This window comes from Clostridium uliginosum, from assembly GCF_900112485.1.
Taxonomy (GTDB): domain Bacteria; phylum Bacillota; class Clostridia; order Clostridiales; family Clostridiaceae; genus Clostridium; species Clostridium uliginosum.
The window spans coordinates 23570-40582 of sequence record NZ_FOMG01000003.1 but is presented as its reverse complement, the minus strand read 5'-3'; the positions used below and the strand labels follow the sequence as shown (position 1 = coordinate 40582).

19 protein-coding genes are annotated in these 17013 nt (G+C 26.8%); 13 read left to right on the top strand and 6 right to left on the bottom strand.

Going from position 1 to position 17013, the window contains the following annotated elements:
- Nucleotides 1-212: 212 nt before the first annotated feature.
- Nucleotides 213-1166: a MerR family transcriptional regulator gene (locus tag BM027_RS03000; RefSeq protein WP_090088675.1), complete on the top strand. Its 954-nt coding sequence runs from the start codon at nucleotides 213-215 to the stop codon at nucleotides 1164-1166.
- A 405-nt stretch (nucleotides 1167-1571) separates the two neighbouring features.
- On the opposite strand, the gene BM027_RS02995 is transcribed toward BM027_RS03000, so the two are convergent.
- Together BM027_RS02995 and BM027_RS02990 are read right to left on the bottom strand one after the other, a co-directional pair.
- On the bottom strand, nucleotides 1572-2306 hold the full coding sequence (locus tag BM027_RS02995) for an RloB family protein (RefSeq protein WP_090088674.1): 735 nt from the start codon (nucleotides 2304-2306) through the stop codon (nucleotides 1572-1574).
- Nucleotides 2297-3574, bottom strand: coding sequence for an AAA family ATPase (locus BM027_RS02990; RefSeq protein ID WP_090088673.1), 1278 nt, complete (start codon nucleotides 3572-3574; stop codon nucleotides 2297-2299). Before BM027_RS02990 ends, BM027_RS02995 begins: the two co-directional genes overlap by 10 nt.
- A 259-nt stretch (nucleotides 3575-3833) precedes the next feature.
- On the opposite strand from BM027_RS02990, the gene BM027_RS02985 reads away from it, so the two are divergent.
- The 10 genes from BM027_RS02985 (at nucleotide 3834) to BM027_RS02945 (ending at nucleotide 12426) form a co-directional block, all read left to right on the top strand.
- Nucleotides 3834-4055, top strand: coding sequence for a YdbC family protein (locus BM027_RS02985; RefSeq protein ID WP_090088671.1), 222 nt, complete (start codon nucleotides 3834-3836; stop codon nucleotides 4053-4055).
- 839 nt (nucleotides 4056-4894) lie between these two features.
- Nucleotides 4895-5473 (top strand): RNA polymerase sigma factor, encoded by a 579-nt coding sequence (locus BM027_RS02980; RefSeq protein WP_090088669.1) that lies wholly within the window; start codon nucleotides 4895-4897, stop codon nucleotides 5471-5473.
- Nucleotides 5466-6281: a hypothetical protein gene (locus BM027_RS02975; protein WP_090088668.1), complete on the top strand. Its 816-nt coding sequence runs from the start codon at nucleotides 5466-5468 to the stop codon at nucleotides 6279-6281. The genes BM027_RS02980 and BM027_RS02975 overlap by 8 nt, the downstream gene beginning before the upstream one ends.
- Nucleotides 6282-7044: 763 nt before the next feature.
- Nucleotides 7045-7863, top strand: coding sequence for a MerR family transcriptional regulator (locus BM027_RS02970; RefSeq protein ID WP_090088666.1), 819 nt, complete (start codon nucleotides 7045-7047; stop codon nucleotides 7861-7863).
- A 659-nt stretch (nucleotides 7864-8522) separates the two neighbouring features.
- A complete protein-coding gene (locus tag BM027_RS02965) occupies nucleotides 8523-8822 on the top strand; it encodes a hypothetical protein (protein ID WP_090088664.1) in 300 nt (99 codons plus the stop codon).
- 164 nt (nucleotides 8823-8986) lie between these two features.
- Nucleotides 8987-9178, top strand: a complete 192-nt coding sequence (locus tag BM027_RS02960; protein ID WP_090088663.1) for a hypothetical protein — start codon at nucleotides 8987-8989, stop codon at nucleotides 9176-9178.
- Nucleotides 9179-9804: 626 nt separating this feature from the next.
- Nucleotides 9805-10458 carry a hypothetical protein gene (locus BM027_RS02955; protein ID WP_090088655.1) on the top strand — a complete coding sequence of 218 codons (654 nt, stop codon included), beginning with the start codon at nucleotides 9805-9807 and terminating at the stop codon, nucleotides 10456-10458.
- Between the two features lie 497 nt (nucleotides 10459-10955).
- Nucleotides 10956-11132 (top strand): hypothetical protein, encoded by a 177-nt coding sequence (locus BM027_RS18140; RefSeq protein WP_175559923.1) that lies wholly within the window; start codon nucleotides 10956-10958, stop codon nucleotides 11130-11132.
- A 108-nt stretch (nucleotides 11133-11240) separates the two neighbouring features.
- A complete protein-coding gene (locus BM027_RS02950; protein ID WP_242943271.1) occupies nucleotides 11241-11471 on the top strand; it encodes a hypothetical protein in 231 nt (76 codons plus the stop codon).
- Nucleotides 11472-11781: 310 nt separating this feature from the next.
- The gene (locus BM027_RS02945) at nucleotides 11782-12426 is read left to right on the top strand and encodes a DUF4362 domain-containing protein (protein WP_090088653.1); all 645 of its coding nucleotides are present in this window, start codon (nucleotides 11782-11784) and stop codon (nucleotides 12424-12426) included.
- A gap of 506 nt (nucleotides 12427-12932) precedes the next feature.
- On the opposite strand, the gene gloA2 is transcribed toward BM027_RS02945, so the two are convergent.
- The 3 genes from gloA2 to BM027_RS02930 all read right to left on the bottom strand — a co-directional run bounded on the left by gloA2 (nucleotide 12933) and on the right by BM027_RS02930 (nucleotide 14712).
- Nucleotides 12933-13319 carry an SMU1112c/YaeR family gloxylase I-like metalloprotein gene (gene gloA2 / locus BM027_RS02940; RefSeq protein WP_090088651.1) on the bottom strand — a complete coding sequence of 129 codons (387 nt, stop codon included), beginning with the start codon at nucleotides 13317-13319 and terminating at the stop codon, nucleotides 12933-12935.
- Between the two features lie 209 nt (nucleotides 13320-13528).
- The gene (locus BM027_RS02935; RefSeq protein WP_090088650.1) at nucleotides 13529-14158 is read right to left on the bottom strand and encodes a flavodoxin family protein; all 630 of its coding nucleotides are present in this window, start codon (nucleotides 14156-14158) and stop codon (nucleotides 13529-13531) included.
- Between the two features lie 53 nt (nucleotides 14159-14211).
- On the bottom strand, nucleotides 14212-14712 hold the full coding sequence (locus BM027_RS02930) for a nitroreductase family protein (RefSeq protein ID WP_090088648.1): 501 nt from the start codon (nucleotides 14710-14712) through the stop codon (nucleotides 14212-14214).
- Between the two features lie 305 nt (nucleotides 14713-15017).
- Between BM027_RS02930 and BM027_RS02925 the strand changes: the two genes are divergently transcribed.
- Both BM027_RS02925 and BM027_RS02920 read left to right on the top strand, forming a co-directional pair.
- Nucleotides 15018-15401, top strand: a complete 384-nt coding sequence (locus BM027_RS02925; RefSeq protein ID WP_090088647.1) for a winged helix-turn-helix transcriptional regulator — start codon at nucleotides 15018-15020, stop codon at nucleotides 15399-15401.
- A 352-nt stretch (nucleotides 15402-15753) separates the two neighbouring features.
- On the top strand, nucleotides 15754-16155 hold the full coding sequence (locus BM027_RS02920) for a YmaF family protein (protein WP_090088645.1): 402 nt from the start codon (nucleotides 15754-15756) through the stop codon (nucleotides 16153-16155).
- Nucleotides 16156-16495: 340 nt separating this feature from the next.
- On the opposite strand, the gene BM027_RS02915 is transcribed toward BM027_RS02920, so the two are convergent.
- On the bottom strand, nucleotides 16496-16960 hold the full coding sequence (locus BM027_RS02915; protein WP_090088643.1) for a hypothetical protein: 465 nt from the start codon (nucleotides 16958-16960) through the stop codon (nucleotides 16496-16498).
- Nucleotides 16961-17013: the final 53 nt, after the last annotated feature.

Genomic DNA, 17013 nt, shown 5'->3' with positions numbered 1-17013 from the left:
GCAACAAAATATAAAATTTTGAATTTCACTTAAGAGTTCTACAAAGCAAATTTCAATGCCAGTTCGCTATTATATAACAATATCAACACTATTTTAAAACAGAGCCATAAATTTAAATTAAGTGTCGAAAAGACTTGACTTGTACCTTACAGACACCATTATTATAAAGTTAAAGAAATTTAATTTCTTTAACTTTAAGGGAGGTTAACAAAATGAATATTAAAACTGCATCAGAGAAAACTGGTTTAACAAAAAAAGCTATTAAGTATTATGAGAATGAGGGATTAATTAAGCCTTCAAAAAAATTGGAGAATAATTATAGAGAATATTCAGAGGATGATATTGTTAAACTGAATTTAATTGGAGCATTAAGAGCATTAGATATAACAATTATAGGGATAAAAGATGTAGTTGCAGGTAAAAAAAGTTTGCCTGAAACTTTAACGGATGCTGTAAAAAAAATAGATGAAAATATGAATTATTTAGAAAGAAGCAAATTAATTATTGAAAGTCTTATAGAAAAGAATTTAACAGATTACAGAGCATCAGGAGAACAAATTAGAAAGTTAAGGGAAACATTAGAATTATCTAAAGATGATAAAAAAGAATTTATATCAAATACCTTACTTAGGATATTTCCAGGAAACTTTGGACAAGTGTTTGTTAATATATATGAGCCTTTTTTAAGGGTTACCATAGATAATGATGAAAAGAAAAAAATATGGTTAAAGCTTGTGGAATTTTTGGATTCTGTAGATGAAGTAGAAGAAAATGATTATTTAATAAAACAAATTAATAACTCAGATACTAATAAATTAGATGAATTAAAAAAAATGTTGGATACTCAAAATAAAGATGTGCTAAATTATGATGAGAATACTAAAAATAACATAGTAAATCTTCAAGTAGAATTTGCAAAATCTCTAAAAGAAAGTGAAGAACTTAAACAGAGAGTTAGTAAAGGCTTTGAAAATTTAAAACAGAGCATGAAAATAATTGGACCAATTCAAAAAGATTTTGAAGAGTATTTATGTATACTTAATGAAGATTTTAAAAAATATAAAGAAAATGCTACCAAGATATGCTCTGATGTTAATGAAGCAGTAAAAGATAAATTAGGATTCACAGCTAATGAATTAATAAAAACACTCAATGAAGAAAATTAAAATAACACTATATATGGCACAGTAGACATACATATAAAGGGGATATCTCAGAATTACCAAGTGAAGTAATAACAAAGAAATAGAAATAATATTTATTAAAGAAGACTAGAAAAATTTCGCTAAGGCATATGAAACAAAATAACAAGTCAAAGATGTGATGTCTATTTTGAGTCAGACAAGGAAGTAACATTAGCTAATAGTAGACTATTAGCTAATGTTACTGACGCAGTATCACTCAAAATAGACTAGCATACTGACTTGTTATTTTGTTGAATATGCCTGAAATTTTCTAACATTTAAAGTTGTACCCATAAAAGATTGCTCCTAATATTCATTAGGACAATCATTTGGAACAGGGACAGTAGATAATTTTGTTACACTTTAAATTAATATAGAGTTCTTAGTTTAGGTAATATTTCTCTGCTCTAAATTCTCCATATATTCAACTAAATCAAATATATTTGTATAAGGATTACTTTTAACAAAGCTTTCAGAATTAATTTTTACATAATCATTTTCAGCATTAGGCAATATTTTATCTAAACTTTCATGGTGCTTTTTCAGTTTTTTAGAATTATCTATTGCACATGTAAGCTTATCTTTTAATTCATTGTAAATATCTTTGTTTTTATCATAATTACTAAGATATTTATCTAGTCTTTTCTTTACATCTTCATAGTTCTTTAAATTAGCGGTAGTATATTCAAAATGCAAAAGGTACCAAAGTTCAAAACAAGGATTTGATATCCCAAGTCGTATTTTACTTTTACTTGATAATACTTTAGCTTTTTGTATTTCATCTATTTTACTTTGAATTGCATTATTATTGTTATAATTTATATCAACATCAAATACACACCAAACCCTATCTCCATCTTTTTCATTTATATCATAATCATTCTTTTTAATTTCAATAGCTTTTTTAACTAAGTTTTCAGGATCTGTTGATTTGCCTTTATTTTTACCTTTTGAATTTTTATCAGCAATTCTAACATCTACTTTGGTATACTTTGAGTTGAAATTATCAAAATACATAGTTTCAGTATCTTTACCTTCGCATATAATAACGATTGTTGGATTAGTTTTTCTTTTTTTTCTTAGTTGATCTCTTGATTTTTCAGCATGTCTTTTTAATCCCATTGCCAATCACCCTTTAATACTGGAATTGCTCCATATTTTCCTTGAAGGTACCCTTTTTCTATACTTACATTCTTTCTTACACCTCCAAAATCATATAAGGAATATAAATCTGTACTTTTATCTTCTCTTTTTTCAGTAAACCAAACTTGATCACGTCTTAAAAGTTCTGAATCAAGGAGGTTAGTATCATGAGTTGAAAATATTAATTGTGCATTATTTTTATTAATATTAGGATCTAAAAACATTTGTATAAGCTTTTTTACTAAAAGTGTATGAAGTCTAATATCAAGTTCATCAATTACAATAGTATATCCGTTTAATAAAGCATTAACCCAAGGTCCTAAAAGCCCAAAAAACTTTTGTGTTCCATCTGATTCTTCGTCTAATTTAAATTCATAATTTATAATATTACCAGCTTTATCTTTAATACTATGAATCATTTTAATATCTAAAACATCACGATCTTGTATTTTATTTAATATTTCAGCTTTAGCTTCATCAGGTATTAAGTTATATAAATCTGAATTTAATATATCTTCTGATTTTCTTAACCTTACATCTACATTATCTATGCCTACATCTGCTAATTTGATATATTTCTTTACAAGTACATTTATTTTTTCATCATCATGCATTTTTGATCCAGTATATCCTTCCAATTTATCATGATTAATAAAAATCTTTAAATAGCTACTTAGCCATTCAAAAGGAATTTTTGCCTTTTCATATTCCCATAAACTTTCTGTCGCAATAAATAATTTGTTTTTTGAGTGGAATTTATTTTTTAATTCTGTTTGACGTTCGATGTCAATTGTAAATACATATTCATCTCTTTTTCTGTCAAAAATAGTACTTTGTCTACCATTTGGATAGTAATATAAATATTCTTCTACAACTTCGTCTTCAGTTACAGAAAAACCGTAAAGATATTTAGTATCATTATGAATAAATATTATCTGGAACTCACTAGGTTCATTCATACAGTCTCTATCTAGTTTAAAAGCCTTTTGTGGTATTTTATGTCCTTGTTGCATTTCATGAGACTTATTTATAAACCATGAAAAAAAATGTAGTGATTTTAATACGTTAGTTTTACCAGATGCATTAGCACCATATATAACAAGTGATTTTAAAGCATTTTTAATTTTTTTCCCATCTTTATAAGGTAAAAGATTATCTTCAAATGAAGAATCTTTAGATGCCACCATACTTAAAGTTACTTCATCTTTTATAGATAAAAAGTTTTTTACCGTAAATTCTAATATCATTTTAATCCTCCATTCATATAACTTCATATATAAATATATTCACATTTTAAATATATTATATACTTGATTTTGCAAGAAAGATACAAAATAAATAAATAAAACATATTTTACTAAGTTTTTATTTCAAAAAATATATTGACTGTTTTCATATATGGGTCTATTATGAATATAAAAATAACAGAAATAAATAGTATAATTTCAACAAATAAACAATATATCATTTCAATAGATGTTTGTATAATAAAGGAGGTTTAACAAAATGGCAGATATTAAATTTGAAATAGAAACAGAGCTTGGAACCATATCAGAGTCAGCAAAAGGATGGACTAAAGAATTAAATCTAATAAGCTGGAATGGGAAAGAAGCTAAATATGATTTAAGAGATTGGGCACCAAATCATGAGAAGATGGGGAAGGGTGTTACTTTAAGTCTTGATGAATTGAAGCAACTTAAAGAACTTCTTAATGGATTAGAAATATAAAGAGATACTTAAAATAAGCTAAACTTTTCTCAGTTTATTTTAGAAATCAGAATGAAGCAACTTCAATCACAAGTTCCCTTAGTATTTAGTATGGTGACTGTCACATTATTTTACATCTAGTTTTTTAACAAGCACTTCTAATGCATATAACTGAATTAGCAGTATAGGTCAATAATGATAGGTTGAAATCAACAAAGATAGTAACCAAATATGTAACTACATAAGTAACAAAAAGTGTAACATAAAAATGTTACACTTTTTGTTACATTAAATAAGTTTCACTTAAATTATTTTCTAAACGTAACTTAAAGTTAAGAATTTCTCCATTTACTATGAAATTCTTGATTTTTAGGTATAAACTCATTATCATTATTATTAAATGAGTGTTAATTCTATCTTTCATATAATTCTATGGGTAAATTATCTGGAGTGCTAAAAAAAGTAAGTTTTTTCTTAGTAATATCATCAATTCTAATAGGCTCAGTAACTACATTTTAATATGCCTAATTCTCTTATTACTTCATCAATGTTATCTACCTCAAAAGTCAAATACTTTAGTTCTCTGGCTTCAGGATAACTATCCCTTTTAGGTAAAATTGAGGAAAAGAAAACAATTCTATTTGATAGTTATCTCCAAGCAAAGCTAAGTCTAATTTATATCACTGTCTACTTTTCTTTATGTTTCTTTTCTTGTGATTTCTATTAGCTCTTTGAGCAATTCAATAATTTCAATAATTGGAATAATTGAATTAATTTTATTATAAATGAACCATTTTACAATTTAAAGGCTCTTATATATAGATGCATCTAAATAAGTGTTTAAGAAAGGAGATATCAAAGTGAGCGAAACAGAACTTGTTGAAAAAATCCAGTCTGGTGATATGAATGCTTTAGGCGAAATATTTGAAATATACAAAAATCAAGGATTAAAATATGCATACCTAATTACAGGTAGTAGATTTACTAGCGAAGATATTGTGCAAGAAACATTTATAAAATGTTATTTAAGTGCAAAAAGCTTGAAAAATGCAGAGCAGTTTAAACCATGGTTTTTTAAAATTCTTACAAGAATTGCTTGGAAACACACAGGTAAAGAAAGAAAAACTTTGCCTTTTGAAAATATTTTTGAAAAAGCAAATGATGAAAGTATTGATAAATCAATAGAGAGATATATAAGAAATCAAGAGGCAGAGGCACTTCATGCTGAAATTGAACATTTGGATTTAAAGCAAAAAACAGTGGTAGTACTTTTTTATTTTAATGGACTGACTGTAAAAGAAATTGCAAAGATTATGGGGTGCTTTGAAGGAACAGTAAAGTCAAGACTTTATAGTGCAAGGAAAAAATTAAAACTAAGTTTGTTAAATAATGAAGAATGTGAAATTACAAAAGCAAAGGAGTGCGAAGTTAATGGATAGAAAGTTAAATGAAAATATAGATAAAAAAATTACAGAGTGTCTAAATAATAAAGCAGATGAAATTTCGGCACCAGAGAATATGTTCTTTAAAATTAGAGCAGAAATTTTAAAAGAAAATAAAGGAGTGTTTTTTAATATGAAAATTAGATTTTTAAAAGCCAAAACAATGATAGTAGCAGGACTTTTATGTATAGCAACAACTGCAACTTGTGTTGCAGCAACAAATGGATTACACTATATTGAAAGTAGTTCTAGAAATAATATGATTAATGAATTTCCAACCAGTAATGTAGTTGAAAAAACTGTTGGATATTTACCTAAGTATGTTGATACATTTAAAAATGGATTTAAATTTGATTCCTTTAATTTTGCAGATAGTTCAATAGTGAATGATAATGGAGATGTAATTATTAAAACTAAAGATGCAGAATTTGATTATAAAAAGGATGGTGCTAAAAAAGATCAACATTTATCTATGAGTGCAGAGAAAATTGATAAAAAGTATTTTGATCAAAATCAAGAGGAATCTAAAGTAGAAATGATTGAATACAATGGCATCAAAGTATACTATCACAACTTTAAATATAAAGCTGTACCAGAAGGTTATGTAAAATCAGAAGAAGATCTAAAGTCAACTGAAGATGGAACTTTGCAAATTGGATTTGGAGCTGATGAAATTAGTGAATCTAATATGCAATGTATTTCTTGGTATGAAGATGGAATTAAATATTTAATTATGAATACAAATTATGATGATGTTGATAAAAATCAAATGATTGAAATGGCTAAAACAGTTATCAATAAATAAACCTAGATTAAAAAAAGTAAGTTAAAGGCACATTCAAAAAAATAACGAGTCAATATGCTAGTCTATTTAGTCTTAAGATAAGTTCAACTAAATTTATCTGAAATGTAAAATTTCACATAAAAAGTTTCACTTTATGTCATGTTACGTCAACAGAATGGACTAATAGCTCACTATTAAACCATCCTGTTTCCTTGCCTGACGCAAAATATACATCGCATCTTGGACTTGTTATTTCCTTTCATGTGCCTAAGTATTTATTTAATATAATTTTATATTTATAAATGTCACAAACATAGTCACAGGTAATGTAACAAAATAAGTTACATTATTTGTGACTTTTTTTGTTATGCTTAAAATTAATAGAGCTCTTAATTTAAGTAATATTTCTCTGATTTAAACTCTCCATATGTAGGTAAGAAGCCTAATACATTCTTAATGTATTATTTTTATACAAGGCTATGTTTTAAAAGAGTGTTGATATTGTTATATAATAGCGAACTGGCATTGAAATTTGCTTTGTAGAACTCTTAATGAATATTTGTACTATTAATTGCTTGTCACAATCTTTGATTGGGAGCATGCATTAATAGGACTAATATTCATTTTAGAGTTCTTAAAGTAAATTTCACTGTCCATGAGATTTATACAACAATATCAACACGGTTTTTAAACAAAGCGTTATAAAAACAAATGTTGACTCTAACATTATGAGATACTTTATAATGAAATTGAGCTCAAAAATATTGTGATGGGGGAAACATATATGTTTAAAATAGGTGATTTTTCAAAACTTTCAAGGATAAGTATACGTATGCTAAGACACTACAATGATATTGGTTTATTAATGCCTAAGAATATAGATGAGTTTACTAGTTATCGTTATTATGATGTTAGTCAATTGTCTATTGCAAATAGGATACAATCCTTAAAAAATATGGGGTTTAGTTTAGAGACAATTAAGGAAATTCTCAAAGAATATGAGGATGCTGACAGTTTAAAGAAATATCTAAAACTTCATTATACTCAGATGAAAGAAAAATCAGATAGAATACAAAAACAACTTTTGATTATTGAAACAACTATTGAACAACTTGAACAAGGGAGTGTTAATATGAATTATGATGTAGTAATTAAAAATTTTCCAGAGTTAAAGGTAATAAGCTTGAGAAAAGTTATACCAGCTTATAATGATGAAGGAATGCTTTGGGGAGAACTTAATAAAGAATTAATAAAGCAAAAAGTTAGTTGTGCTAATCCATGCTATGCTATGGCAGTATTTTTTGATGAAGGTTATAAAGAAAATGATGTTGATGTAGAGATAAGACTTGCAGTATTGAATAATTATAAAGATACTAAAGACGTTAAATTTAAAACTACAGATCCAATTACTGCTGCAACTGTAATTGTAAAAGGTGATTATAATCAGTTAACAGCAGTATGCGAAGCAATAGGAAATTGGATTAATGATAATGGATATGAAATAGATGGACCTATGTTTAATATTTATCATGTTAGTCCAGCAATGGAAAGTAATCCTGATAATTGGATTACAGAAGTTTGTTTCCCTATAAAAAGTAAATAAGACAAGATGAATAGGGGCTGTCTCAGAATAAAATGGACCCCGAGTAAAGTAATAAAAAAGAAATAGAAATAACATTTATTAAAGAAGACTAGAAAAATAAGCTAAAAGTTTCTAACATTTAAAGTTGTACCCATAAAAGATTGCTCCTAATATGCATTAGGACAATCATTTATGGAACAACTTAAAATGAAGAAACTCTAAGCTTATTTTTCAATGCTTCTTACACAAATGTTATTTCTATTTCTTTTTTTGAATATACATTATAGCATTAAATGATTTGTATTATGAGAGAGCCCCTTTTACAATATGTTGTATGTTATTAGGTAGGAATAAAAACTGTTGCAGTTGATTCGATCTTAGTTTAATTAAGATATTTCAGGGGTATTAGTTTAGTTAATAGCCCTATTTGTTGTGTTTAAAATTATATCAAAACTAAATTTAATTACTATAGCTAAATAGTTATGAATAAGTTATTAGTTTAAATTAGGAATATTAAAGAATATAACAAGTCAAAGATGCGACGTATATTTTGGCATAGTAAATAATAAGAAATGCTATTTAAAAATTGAATAATATGATATTTGCAAAAGGTGGTATAATAGGGATATCTTTATATGAATTAAGTTACAATAGTAACAGTTATTAAAGGAGTTGAGCAAATGTATAATATAATAGTACGAGCAATAGTATTATTAATAGGTATTTTTTTATATATTAAAATTGATGAGAAATACAGAGTTGCTAATAAAATAAATTCTAAATTAAATATAAATAAAGAATGGAAATCATATATGCTATCAGTCATTATATTGATTAGTGGGCTTATAATATCTACTGGAATTAGAATAATAGAACATATGCCTAATATGGTCACTAAGATAGTGACAGCATTGATTTTTGGAATAGCTCTATGCTTAAGTGAAAGAATTGTTTCAGAATTTAAATTAGCTGATAAATAGAATAAGTAGTTTGGTTTATAGATAATTGTAATTGTTTTAATAAAGCATGTTCCTTAAAAATTGAATAATATGGTATTGGTAAAATATGATATAATTAAGAAGGATTAATAATATGAAATAATAGCTATATAGTATTAAAAATAAACGTTTAGTGAGGGATTGATATGCTTGATATTATTACTTTAATTGGAATTATCATAGGGATTATTATTATCAAAGTTGCTTCTAAAAAGCAGAATAAAATACTTAAAAATATAGGAATATTTGTGATTTTGATATGTTTAATTTATGTAATTCCGAGTTTCTTAAAAGGGTTTGTAGAAGGAGTTGTAAAAGTTATATGTAAGACTTATTAGTATTAATTATATATATAAAATTAAGTCATATTACAGATTCATATATCCTAAACAAATTAGCTACTGCAGATACTATATATACTAATTTGCGAATATAAAGATACTTGGGATTTTATAAAAAAATATATAAATTCGTTAAAGAGATATACTAATTTCAATATATATCTTTACACAATAAAATAACAAATCAAAATTAGACATCCATTTTGGATGCCTTTTTACAATATGTTGTATGTTATTAAGTAGCAACAAAAACTGTTCCAGTTGATCCGATATTAGTTTAATTAAGATATTTCAGGGGTATTAGTTTAGTTAATAGCCCTATTTGTTGTATCTAAAATTATATCAAAATTAAACTAAAAAATAGTTCTTTGAAAATTGAATAATGCGATATTTACAAAACATGATATAATTAATACAAAATTGTAATAATAAGGGGAAAATGGTATACATATAATAGAACAATTGTCTCAGTATAATGATGTTAAGTTTATTTGAAGCAATTAACAAGAAGTGATAACGTGAATAATGAGGTTGATAATATAAAAAAGGTTTAACACTCTTAATAATATTGTTTTAGCAATAGAAAAATGTAAGGGTTAGATATATTTAAGGAGGTTAGTTCTATGAGTATCAATTTTAATCCAACTATCAATGTAAATGAACTATATAAATCTAAGGTTGACAATGCACAAAAAACATACGAAGTAAAAACCGAATATAAGAAAGAAACTAAAGATTCAACATACTATGTTGACCAAATAAAAAAGAACATACCAGGAACAGAAGTTACAGTTAAGTCAATGACATCATCAGATGTTCAAAAATATTATGAAGAGTGGAAAAAGACGTCTATTCCTGCAACCGAGCAAACTCATCAAATTACAGTATCTCCTAAGGTACTTGAAAAAATGAAAAATGACCCTAAATATGCTGAAGAGATGATGGCAAAGATAAAATATGCAGCTACCCCACAAGGATTTGAGGGAGCTCAGTTACTAGAGTATAAAGTTATTGTTAAAGATGATGGTGAAATTGAAGTATTAGCATGTGCAGATTTTATGATTGGAAAAAAGAATAAGGTATCAGATGACGATGATGATGAAAAGAAAAAAAAGGCTAAGAAAAGGCTTGAACAACTGCAGTTTAGCAGATCTTCATTTGATAATAAAAAGCTGAACGCTATTTCAGAAGAAAAAATTGATAAAAATTTGATTTCTTATGATAATTATCTTTACCAAAATGCTATTATAGCGAAGATTAAGAATAACATATTATAATTGCTTATGAAAAAAAGGGGTTAAATAACCAATTAAAATATCGCATTATTCAGAAATGAATTTGCGGTATTTTTGGTACTGTATAAGTGTAAGTGTTAAACCAGATATATATGGTTAGCATTTGCACTTATTTTTGCTGCACAATACTTTTAAGATGTTAAGGATTAATAAATAGTATATAAGGTTAAAGAACTTCATTAGGAATATAAAGAATTGTAATGATTTTAAATTGTTATATAATATGTAGATTTGGCGTTATCTTTAGTGATTATAGTATAGATAGTAAATAAAAAAATATAAATCGGAGTAATTCTAGATAAAAAGTGTGTGCACACCTTCAGATGTGGAGGATAAAAATGAATAAATACGTTCTTTAAAAATTGAATACTGCGATATTTACAAGATAGGCTATAATTAGTTCATGATAGTAAATCAGAGAGTAGTGTTTGTATTAAAGATTAAATATATGTAAATATAAATTTTTTGGGGGAATAAGTATGGCAATTAAGAATAGAAAAAGAATGAAAAATGCTGGAATGTTCTATGGAAATGTATTAGGAATAGTTTGGGGTATTGCCTTGAAACATGTTGTTTTGGGTATTATTATTGGGAATGGAATTGGAGGCATAATAGACATTGTGTATTATACCAGTCATTTAAAGCGTAATAAATAAACATAATTACATTTTCCATATCTAGTTTATGATGAAAATTATTCTTCGCTTTTTCCTAAAAGAATTTTTGTAGGATTAATTTATACATTTGGAGTTAATGAACAAAAATTGGAACAAACAAAATGGAAAGAAGACCTTAAATATAATGAGTTTTTAGTGGAAAGATTTTTTGGAAAAGCAGAATCACTTTTTGTAACTGATACTTATCAATTTGATGATTATTCAAAATATGTTGCAACAGCTTTTGATGCTAGTGAAAAATTAAAACGTAGGAAAGAAGTATTTCCACAAGATTGTAAAAAGGCATTTGAATTAGGAAAGCGACTAATTAAGATGTAATATATTAATCAGAAATATCTGTTAAATTATGCTTTAAAATCAATATCCAGTAAATTTTTATATGTTGACGAGTTGAAAATATCACATTATTCAGAAATGAATTTGGGATATTTTTTTATGTAATTTTAAAATTTTGTGTAGTAATTAATGAAAATAATGTTCTTTGAAAATTCAATAATAAGGCGTTTGGAAAATATGATACAATAAGTATATATTTGTGAAAAATAAGTTGCAAGAATAAGTTATTACGTTTTTATATAATCTGTCTTGCACTCTCATATATAATCACAAAGTTTAAGGAGGTAAGGTCGTGAAAAGGTATATATTATTAGCAAGTATTGCAACAGTAGTTTTAGTTATTAGCGGATGTACAAATAATAAGAATAGTAATGAAGCTATAAATAATAAATCCTTAGGTTTTACTGAAACTACTACAACTCAAGAAAACAGTGATTTGAAAAATGCTAATATAGAAGAAGCCAAGGAGTTAGAAGCATCATTTCAAGAAAATAGTGATTTAAAGAAGCCTAACATAGAAGAAGCTAGGGATTTTGAAGTATCGCTTAGAAATGGTAGCGTAATAATGGTTTCGAGACCTAATAGCAAAGAACTTGAAGTGTATAATATAGCAAAGCTAGACGAATTTATTGATTCATTTAATAACGGTAAAGAAGGTTATGTGCGCGTAATTAAGGGAACAATAGAAAATGATGGTAAGCTTTTAGTAAATAAACTTGAGGAGTATGAATCTGATGGTAAAGTTATTAAAGATCTAGTATACGATTCATATTCTGATAAAAATAAATTCATACCAGGAAGACCAAGATATTTGCCTAAAATGGTAAAAACGTGTTCAGATAATGCAATTAGATATGCTATTCTTGAAAGTAAAGATACTCCAGATAATATGGGAGCAACTGTAATTAGCTTTGACAAAAGTAGTATAAAAAATTAACAGATAGAACATATAAAAAGTTTTTATATTGGAATATTTAAACTTTTGGATATGTGTCAACACTATATTAAAACAGAGCCAAACTTTTAAGTATTGATATATTAAGTTGGGATATTCAATTATCCTGTAACAGGGTTAGTAAGTAGAATTAAATATGAAAAGTAACAAAAAAAGTAGCATAAAAAGTAACAAAAAGTGTAACAAAAAACTGTTACACTTTTTGTTACTTTAAATAAGTTTTTACTTAAATTGATTTTCAGCTTTATTTTTTTCTAAGTTATGTTTTAAGTAAATTCCTCTGTCCATGAGCTTTTATCCGATAGCTAGCATCCGTAATATTCATAACGGCTGCACGTTCCTGGATAACAATTTCTAACCTTCAGTTGAAAGTAAGTTTCATCTGAGACTAAGAACTTTGTTTATACTACAATATCAACATTCTGCTAAAACAGCGCCTTTTGCTAAACTATAGTGGGATGCATTTGGCACCACTATAACTATAAATTCTATCTTTCATATAATTCTATCGGTAAATCATCTGGATCGCTAAAAAAAGTAAATTTTTTCTCAGTAATATCATCAATTCTAATAGGCTCAGTAACTATATTTTTATTAGCTAGCTCTTTTATTACTTCCTCAATGTTATCTACCTCAAAAGCCAAGTGCCTTAGTCCACTTGCCTCAGGATAACTCGCCCTTTTAGGGGACTTAGGAAAAGAAAACAATTCTATTTGATAGTTATCTCCAACAACTAAGTCTAACTTATATGATTGTCTGTCTTTTCTGTATGTTTCTTTAATAATTTTTAAACCTAAAATATTAACATAAAAATCTTTAGATTTCTCATAGTTTGAACAAATAATAGCTACATGATGAATTCTATTTAATTTCATTATTATATCTCCCTTTTTATATTTTCTAAAGGAATTTCTTCTTTTTGTTAGCTTAATATTCTTCATATAATTTAATTTCATATTCTGCTTAGCAAAATTTTTTGAAACTACTTTTATAATTTATATCCCTCACCTTTTTAATATTTGGTTATATTTTAAATGAATGTTGATATTTTAAAACATAGCCTAATATTTTTCATTATTCTAAATTAGCGAATAAAGTTTGTAAATATTTTATTTTCTCTTTCTGGTTCTTTAACAGTTCCTTTTCCGTTTTCAACCAATTTCATAAGCCATGCCATATTTTTTCCAAGAACTCTCATTATTTGTCTTCCTTCTTCATCCTCTGTAGCTTCTCCTGGTGATGTTCCATGTATTACATTCCAGTAATTTGAAGTTGGCATAAGCATTTCAGAATAATTAATGTAATTATTTAATTGATTAAAAGTTGTAACTCCTCCTGAACGTCTAACAGCAACAACAGCTGCCCCTACCTTATGCCTTAACATTCCATTCCCAGCAATATAAAACGCTCTATCTAAAAATGATTTCATAGTTCCACCTATAGCTGAATAATGAACTGGAGAACCTAGTATTATACCATCTGCATCCTTCATTTTCTTAACCCATTCATTCACTTCATCATTATCAATAACACATTTCTCATTTTGGTTTCTAACGCAACTATTACATGCAAGACAACCTCTTATAGTCTTATTTCCTACATGGATAATTTCAACTTCTATACCTTCGTTTTCTAATTCTTCTGCTACCATTTTTATAGCATGGTACGTATTACCTTCCTTTTTAGGACTTCCATTAAATGCAACAACCTTCATATATTTTACCTCCTCTAAATTAATAACTTGCTTGAATTTTTAATTTTTTACCTTTACCATCTGTCATAATGTATTCTTGCTTTATTAAATCTATCTTCTGGTTTTCTTTCCTCATCTGGGTATCCAACAGGTATTATTGATAAAGGAATTACACTAGATGGTAAATTTAGAATTTCTTTAATCCCATCTACCCTATCTACCATTGGATAAACGCCTAACCATACAGCACCTAAACCATTATCTTCAGCAGCTATTAATATATTTTCTGTGGCAGCTGAACAATCCTGTACCCAAAAGCCTTTAAATATCTCTTTTGATTCATCTCCACAAACTATAATTACTACATCTGTATTTAATAGCATTTTTGAATATGGATGTACTTCAGTTATTTTTCTCATAATCTCTTTATCTCTTAAAACTATAAATTCCCAAGGTTGTTCATTTCCAGCAGAAGGTGCTGCCATGCCTGCTTTTAATAATTCTTCAACCATCTCATCACTTACACTTATATCTTTATATTTTCTTATACTTTTTCTATTTAATATTGCATCCATTTATATAGCCCTCCTAATTGATATTTTTTTATTCTTTAGGAAATTATATTCTTAAAGAAGTTGTGGATAACGCAGATTATATTTTTGTTTAAAGGTTAAGGTACATTAAAATATATTTGCCTGCCAGATTTTTCTCACATACGTTCGAAAAGACAGATGCGTAAAAAAAATCGACGGCTCCACAGTCGCCTTGACTTGTTTTTTATAACTTATGGTATTATTATAAGAAACAAGTCTATATATAACAAGTACGCACTATTTTGTATTATAGTATCCAAAAGGATACTGTTGAAAGGATGAGGATTATGAGCTCTAGTTGCAACACTTTAGAATTTAAAAATAAAAAGTATACATGTACCTTCGAAATTACAATGGATTTGATAGGTGGAAAATGGAAGCCTATTATTATTTGGCATCTAGGTACTAAGGGAATACAGCGATTTAATGAATTAAAAAAACTAATTCCCCAAATAACTCAAAAAATGTTAACTCAACAGCTAAGAGAGCTAGAAGCAGATAATTTAGTTATTAGAAAAGTTTATCCTCAAGTTCCTCCAAAGGTTGAATATTCATTAACTGATGTAGGTGTGAGTTTAATGCCTATCCTTAGTATGATGTGCAAATGGGGAGATGATTATTATCAAGTGAAACTTAATTCAGATGGAGTTTCATCCTCATCTGAATCTTAACTGAACTTATTCAGGAAGCTAACTGCCACTAACACACCAGCCTAAAGAGGGGGTATATTAGTAGCAATAATACCATGGGATGAATTTTAATAAACATATGCTAAACAAATTCATTAATTATCAGATAAAGATGCCATAGAGTAATCTAATCACATATAACAAACAGTGTATCATATATTATAAATTCTTACAGATTAATTAAAATAAAGGTGTCTAAAATGGTTTGGAAAATCATTTTAGACACCTATTCCTTTATTTATATGTTTAATAACAATATAGTTTTATTTTATTCACATAAGTATGTAAATAAACATAATATATAGTATCTTGAATAACTAAGGAGGAAATTTCAATGGGATACAAGTATAATAATCGTGGTCGACATTCTAACGAAAATGATGAAGGTAATGAAAATTATTATAGAGTAAAAAATCATAATCACGAATTTTTATCAAGTACAGACTATGCAAAGGATGAGGGTGTAGAACACAATCATCGTATTGCTGGTGTGACTGGTCCTCCAATGGGACCCGGTAAATATCATTTTCATAAAATAGCTGTGTTTACAGATACGTTTGATGATCATTTCCATAAAATTTGTGATACTACCGGTCCAGCGCTTTGGCTTTCTGATGGAAAACACATTCATTTAGTAGAAGGTACAACAGAGCCAGAAGATCAACATGATCATGATTATTTTTTCACTACTCTAATTCAAGATCCTACTAATGTTCCAGAAGATAGAAATTGTTAAATTTAAAACCTTGTTTAATTTATGTTATGGCTAGTTAGATAATGTTTTAATATAATAGATGCTTATCACACTTCAGATTTAAAGGAGTGTGATTTTTTATTCTTTGGAAATTATATTCTTAAAGAAGTTGTGGACAACGCAGATTATATTTTGTTTAAAGGTTAAGGCACATTAAAATAAATAACAAGTAAGTCAGCTAGTCTATTTTGCGTCATATCTTTGACTTGTTATTTTCTTTAATATGCCTAAAAAATAAAAACTAAAGAATAAAAAGAAAATATATTCGCTTGCCAGATTTTTCTCACATACGTTCGAAAAGGCAGATGCGTAAAAAAAAAAATCAAGTGTATATTGATACATGCGAAAGAAATGAAGTTATTTTTTTCATATATTCACGATCAAAACTGTTATCAAGTATTTTATATATTTTTAAAGATTTCTCGTTATCAGAAATCATTAAATATTCTTTACCAAGTGTATAAATAAATAAAGTATCTTCAGCGTTTTTATAAATAACTATTTCGTAAGCACCTTTAGTTCTATTTTTTGCTGTATCTCCATAATATTCAACAAGTTTTACATTAGAAAGATTAGATAAAATTTCATTAATTTTATTTTTATCTTTAATAGATTTTATATTTCCAGAATTAACACCTCTAATATAGATTTTATCTACATTTTCTTTATTTATTGTCATAGAAAAAATGTTATCAAGAGTTACATATTTAGAATGAAAATAATATCCTAAACAAACTGTTAAAATAATTATTGATAAGAATATAATATAGTTCTTAATATTTTTCATACTGAATTCTCCTAATTTAATAATATAATATTTGTATTATTTATTAAATTATA

What these genes read in the sequence shown, in the direction of transcription:
- BM027_RS03000 (WP_090088675.1), top strand. Translation starts at nt 213, where the DNA reads ATGAATATTAAAACTGCATCAGAGAAAACTGGTTTAACAAAAAAAGCT.
- BM027_RS02995 (WP_090088674.1), bottom strand. Translation starts at nt 2,306, where the DNA reads ATGGGATTAAAAAGACATGCTGAAAAATCAAGAGATCAACTAAGAAAA.
- BM027_RS02990 (WP_090088673.1), bottom strand. Translation starts at nt 3,574, where the DNA reads ATGATATTAGAATTTACGGTAAAAAACTTTTTATCTATAAAAGATGAA.
- BM027_RS02985 (WP_090088671.1), top strand. Translation starts at nt 3,834, where the DNA reads ATGGCAGATATTAAATTTGAAATAGAAACAGAGCTTGGAACCATATCA.
- BM027_RS02975 (WP_090088668.1), top strand. Translation starts at nt 5,466, where the DNA reads ATGGATAGAAAGTTAAATGAAAATATAGATAAAAAAATTACAGAGTGT.
- BM027_RS02970 (WP_090088666.1), top strand. Translation starts at nt 7,045, where the DNA reads ATGTTTAAAATAGGTGATTTTTCAAAACTTTCAAGGATAAGTATACGT.
- BM027_RS02965 (WP_090088664.1), top strand. Translation starts at nt 8,523, where the DNA reads ATGTATAATATAATAGTACGAGCAATAGTATTATTAATAGGTATTTTT.
- BM027_RS02960 (WP_090088663.1), top strand. Translation starts at nt 8,987, where the DNA reads ATGCTTGATATTATTACTTTAATTGGAATTATCATAGGGATTATTATT.
- BM027_RS02955 (WP_090088655.1), top strand. Translation starts at nt 9,805, where the DNA reads ATGAGTATCAATTTTAATCCAACTATCAATGTAAATGAACTATATAAA.
- BM027_RS18140 (WP_175559923.1), top strand. Translation starts at nt 10,956, where the DNA reads ATGGCAATTAAGAATAGAAAAAGAATGAAAAATGCTGGAATGTTCTAT.
- gloA2 (WP_090088651.1), bottom strand. Translation starts at nt 13,319, where the DNA reads ATGAAATTAAATAGAATTCATCATGTAGCTATTATTTGTTCAAACTAT.
- BM027_RS02935 (WP_090088650.1), bottom strand. Translation starts at nt 14,158, where the DNA reads ATGAAGGTTGTTGCATTTAATGGAAGTCCTAAAAAGGAAGGTAATACG.
- BM027_RS02930 (WP_090088648.1), bottom strand. Translation starts at nt 14,712, where the DNA reads ATGGATGCAATATTAAATAGAAAAAGTATAAGAAAATATAAAGATATA.
- BM027_RS02925 (WP_090088647.1), top strand. Translation starts at nt 15,018, where the DNA reads ATGAGCTCTAGTTGCAACACTTTAGAATTTAAAAATAAAAAGTATACA.
- BM027_RS02920 (WP_090088645.1), top strand. Translation starts at nt 15,754, where the DNA reads ATGGGATACAAGTATAATAATCGTGGTCGACATTCTAACGAAAATGAT.
- BM027_RS02915 (WP_090088643.1), bottom strand. Translation starts at nt 16,960, where the DNA reads ATGAAAAATATTAAGAACTATATTATATTCTTATCAATAATTATTTTA.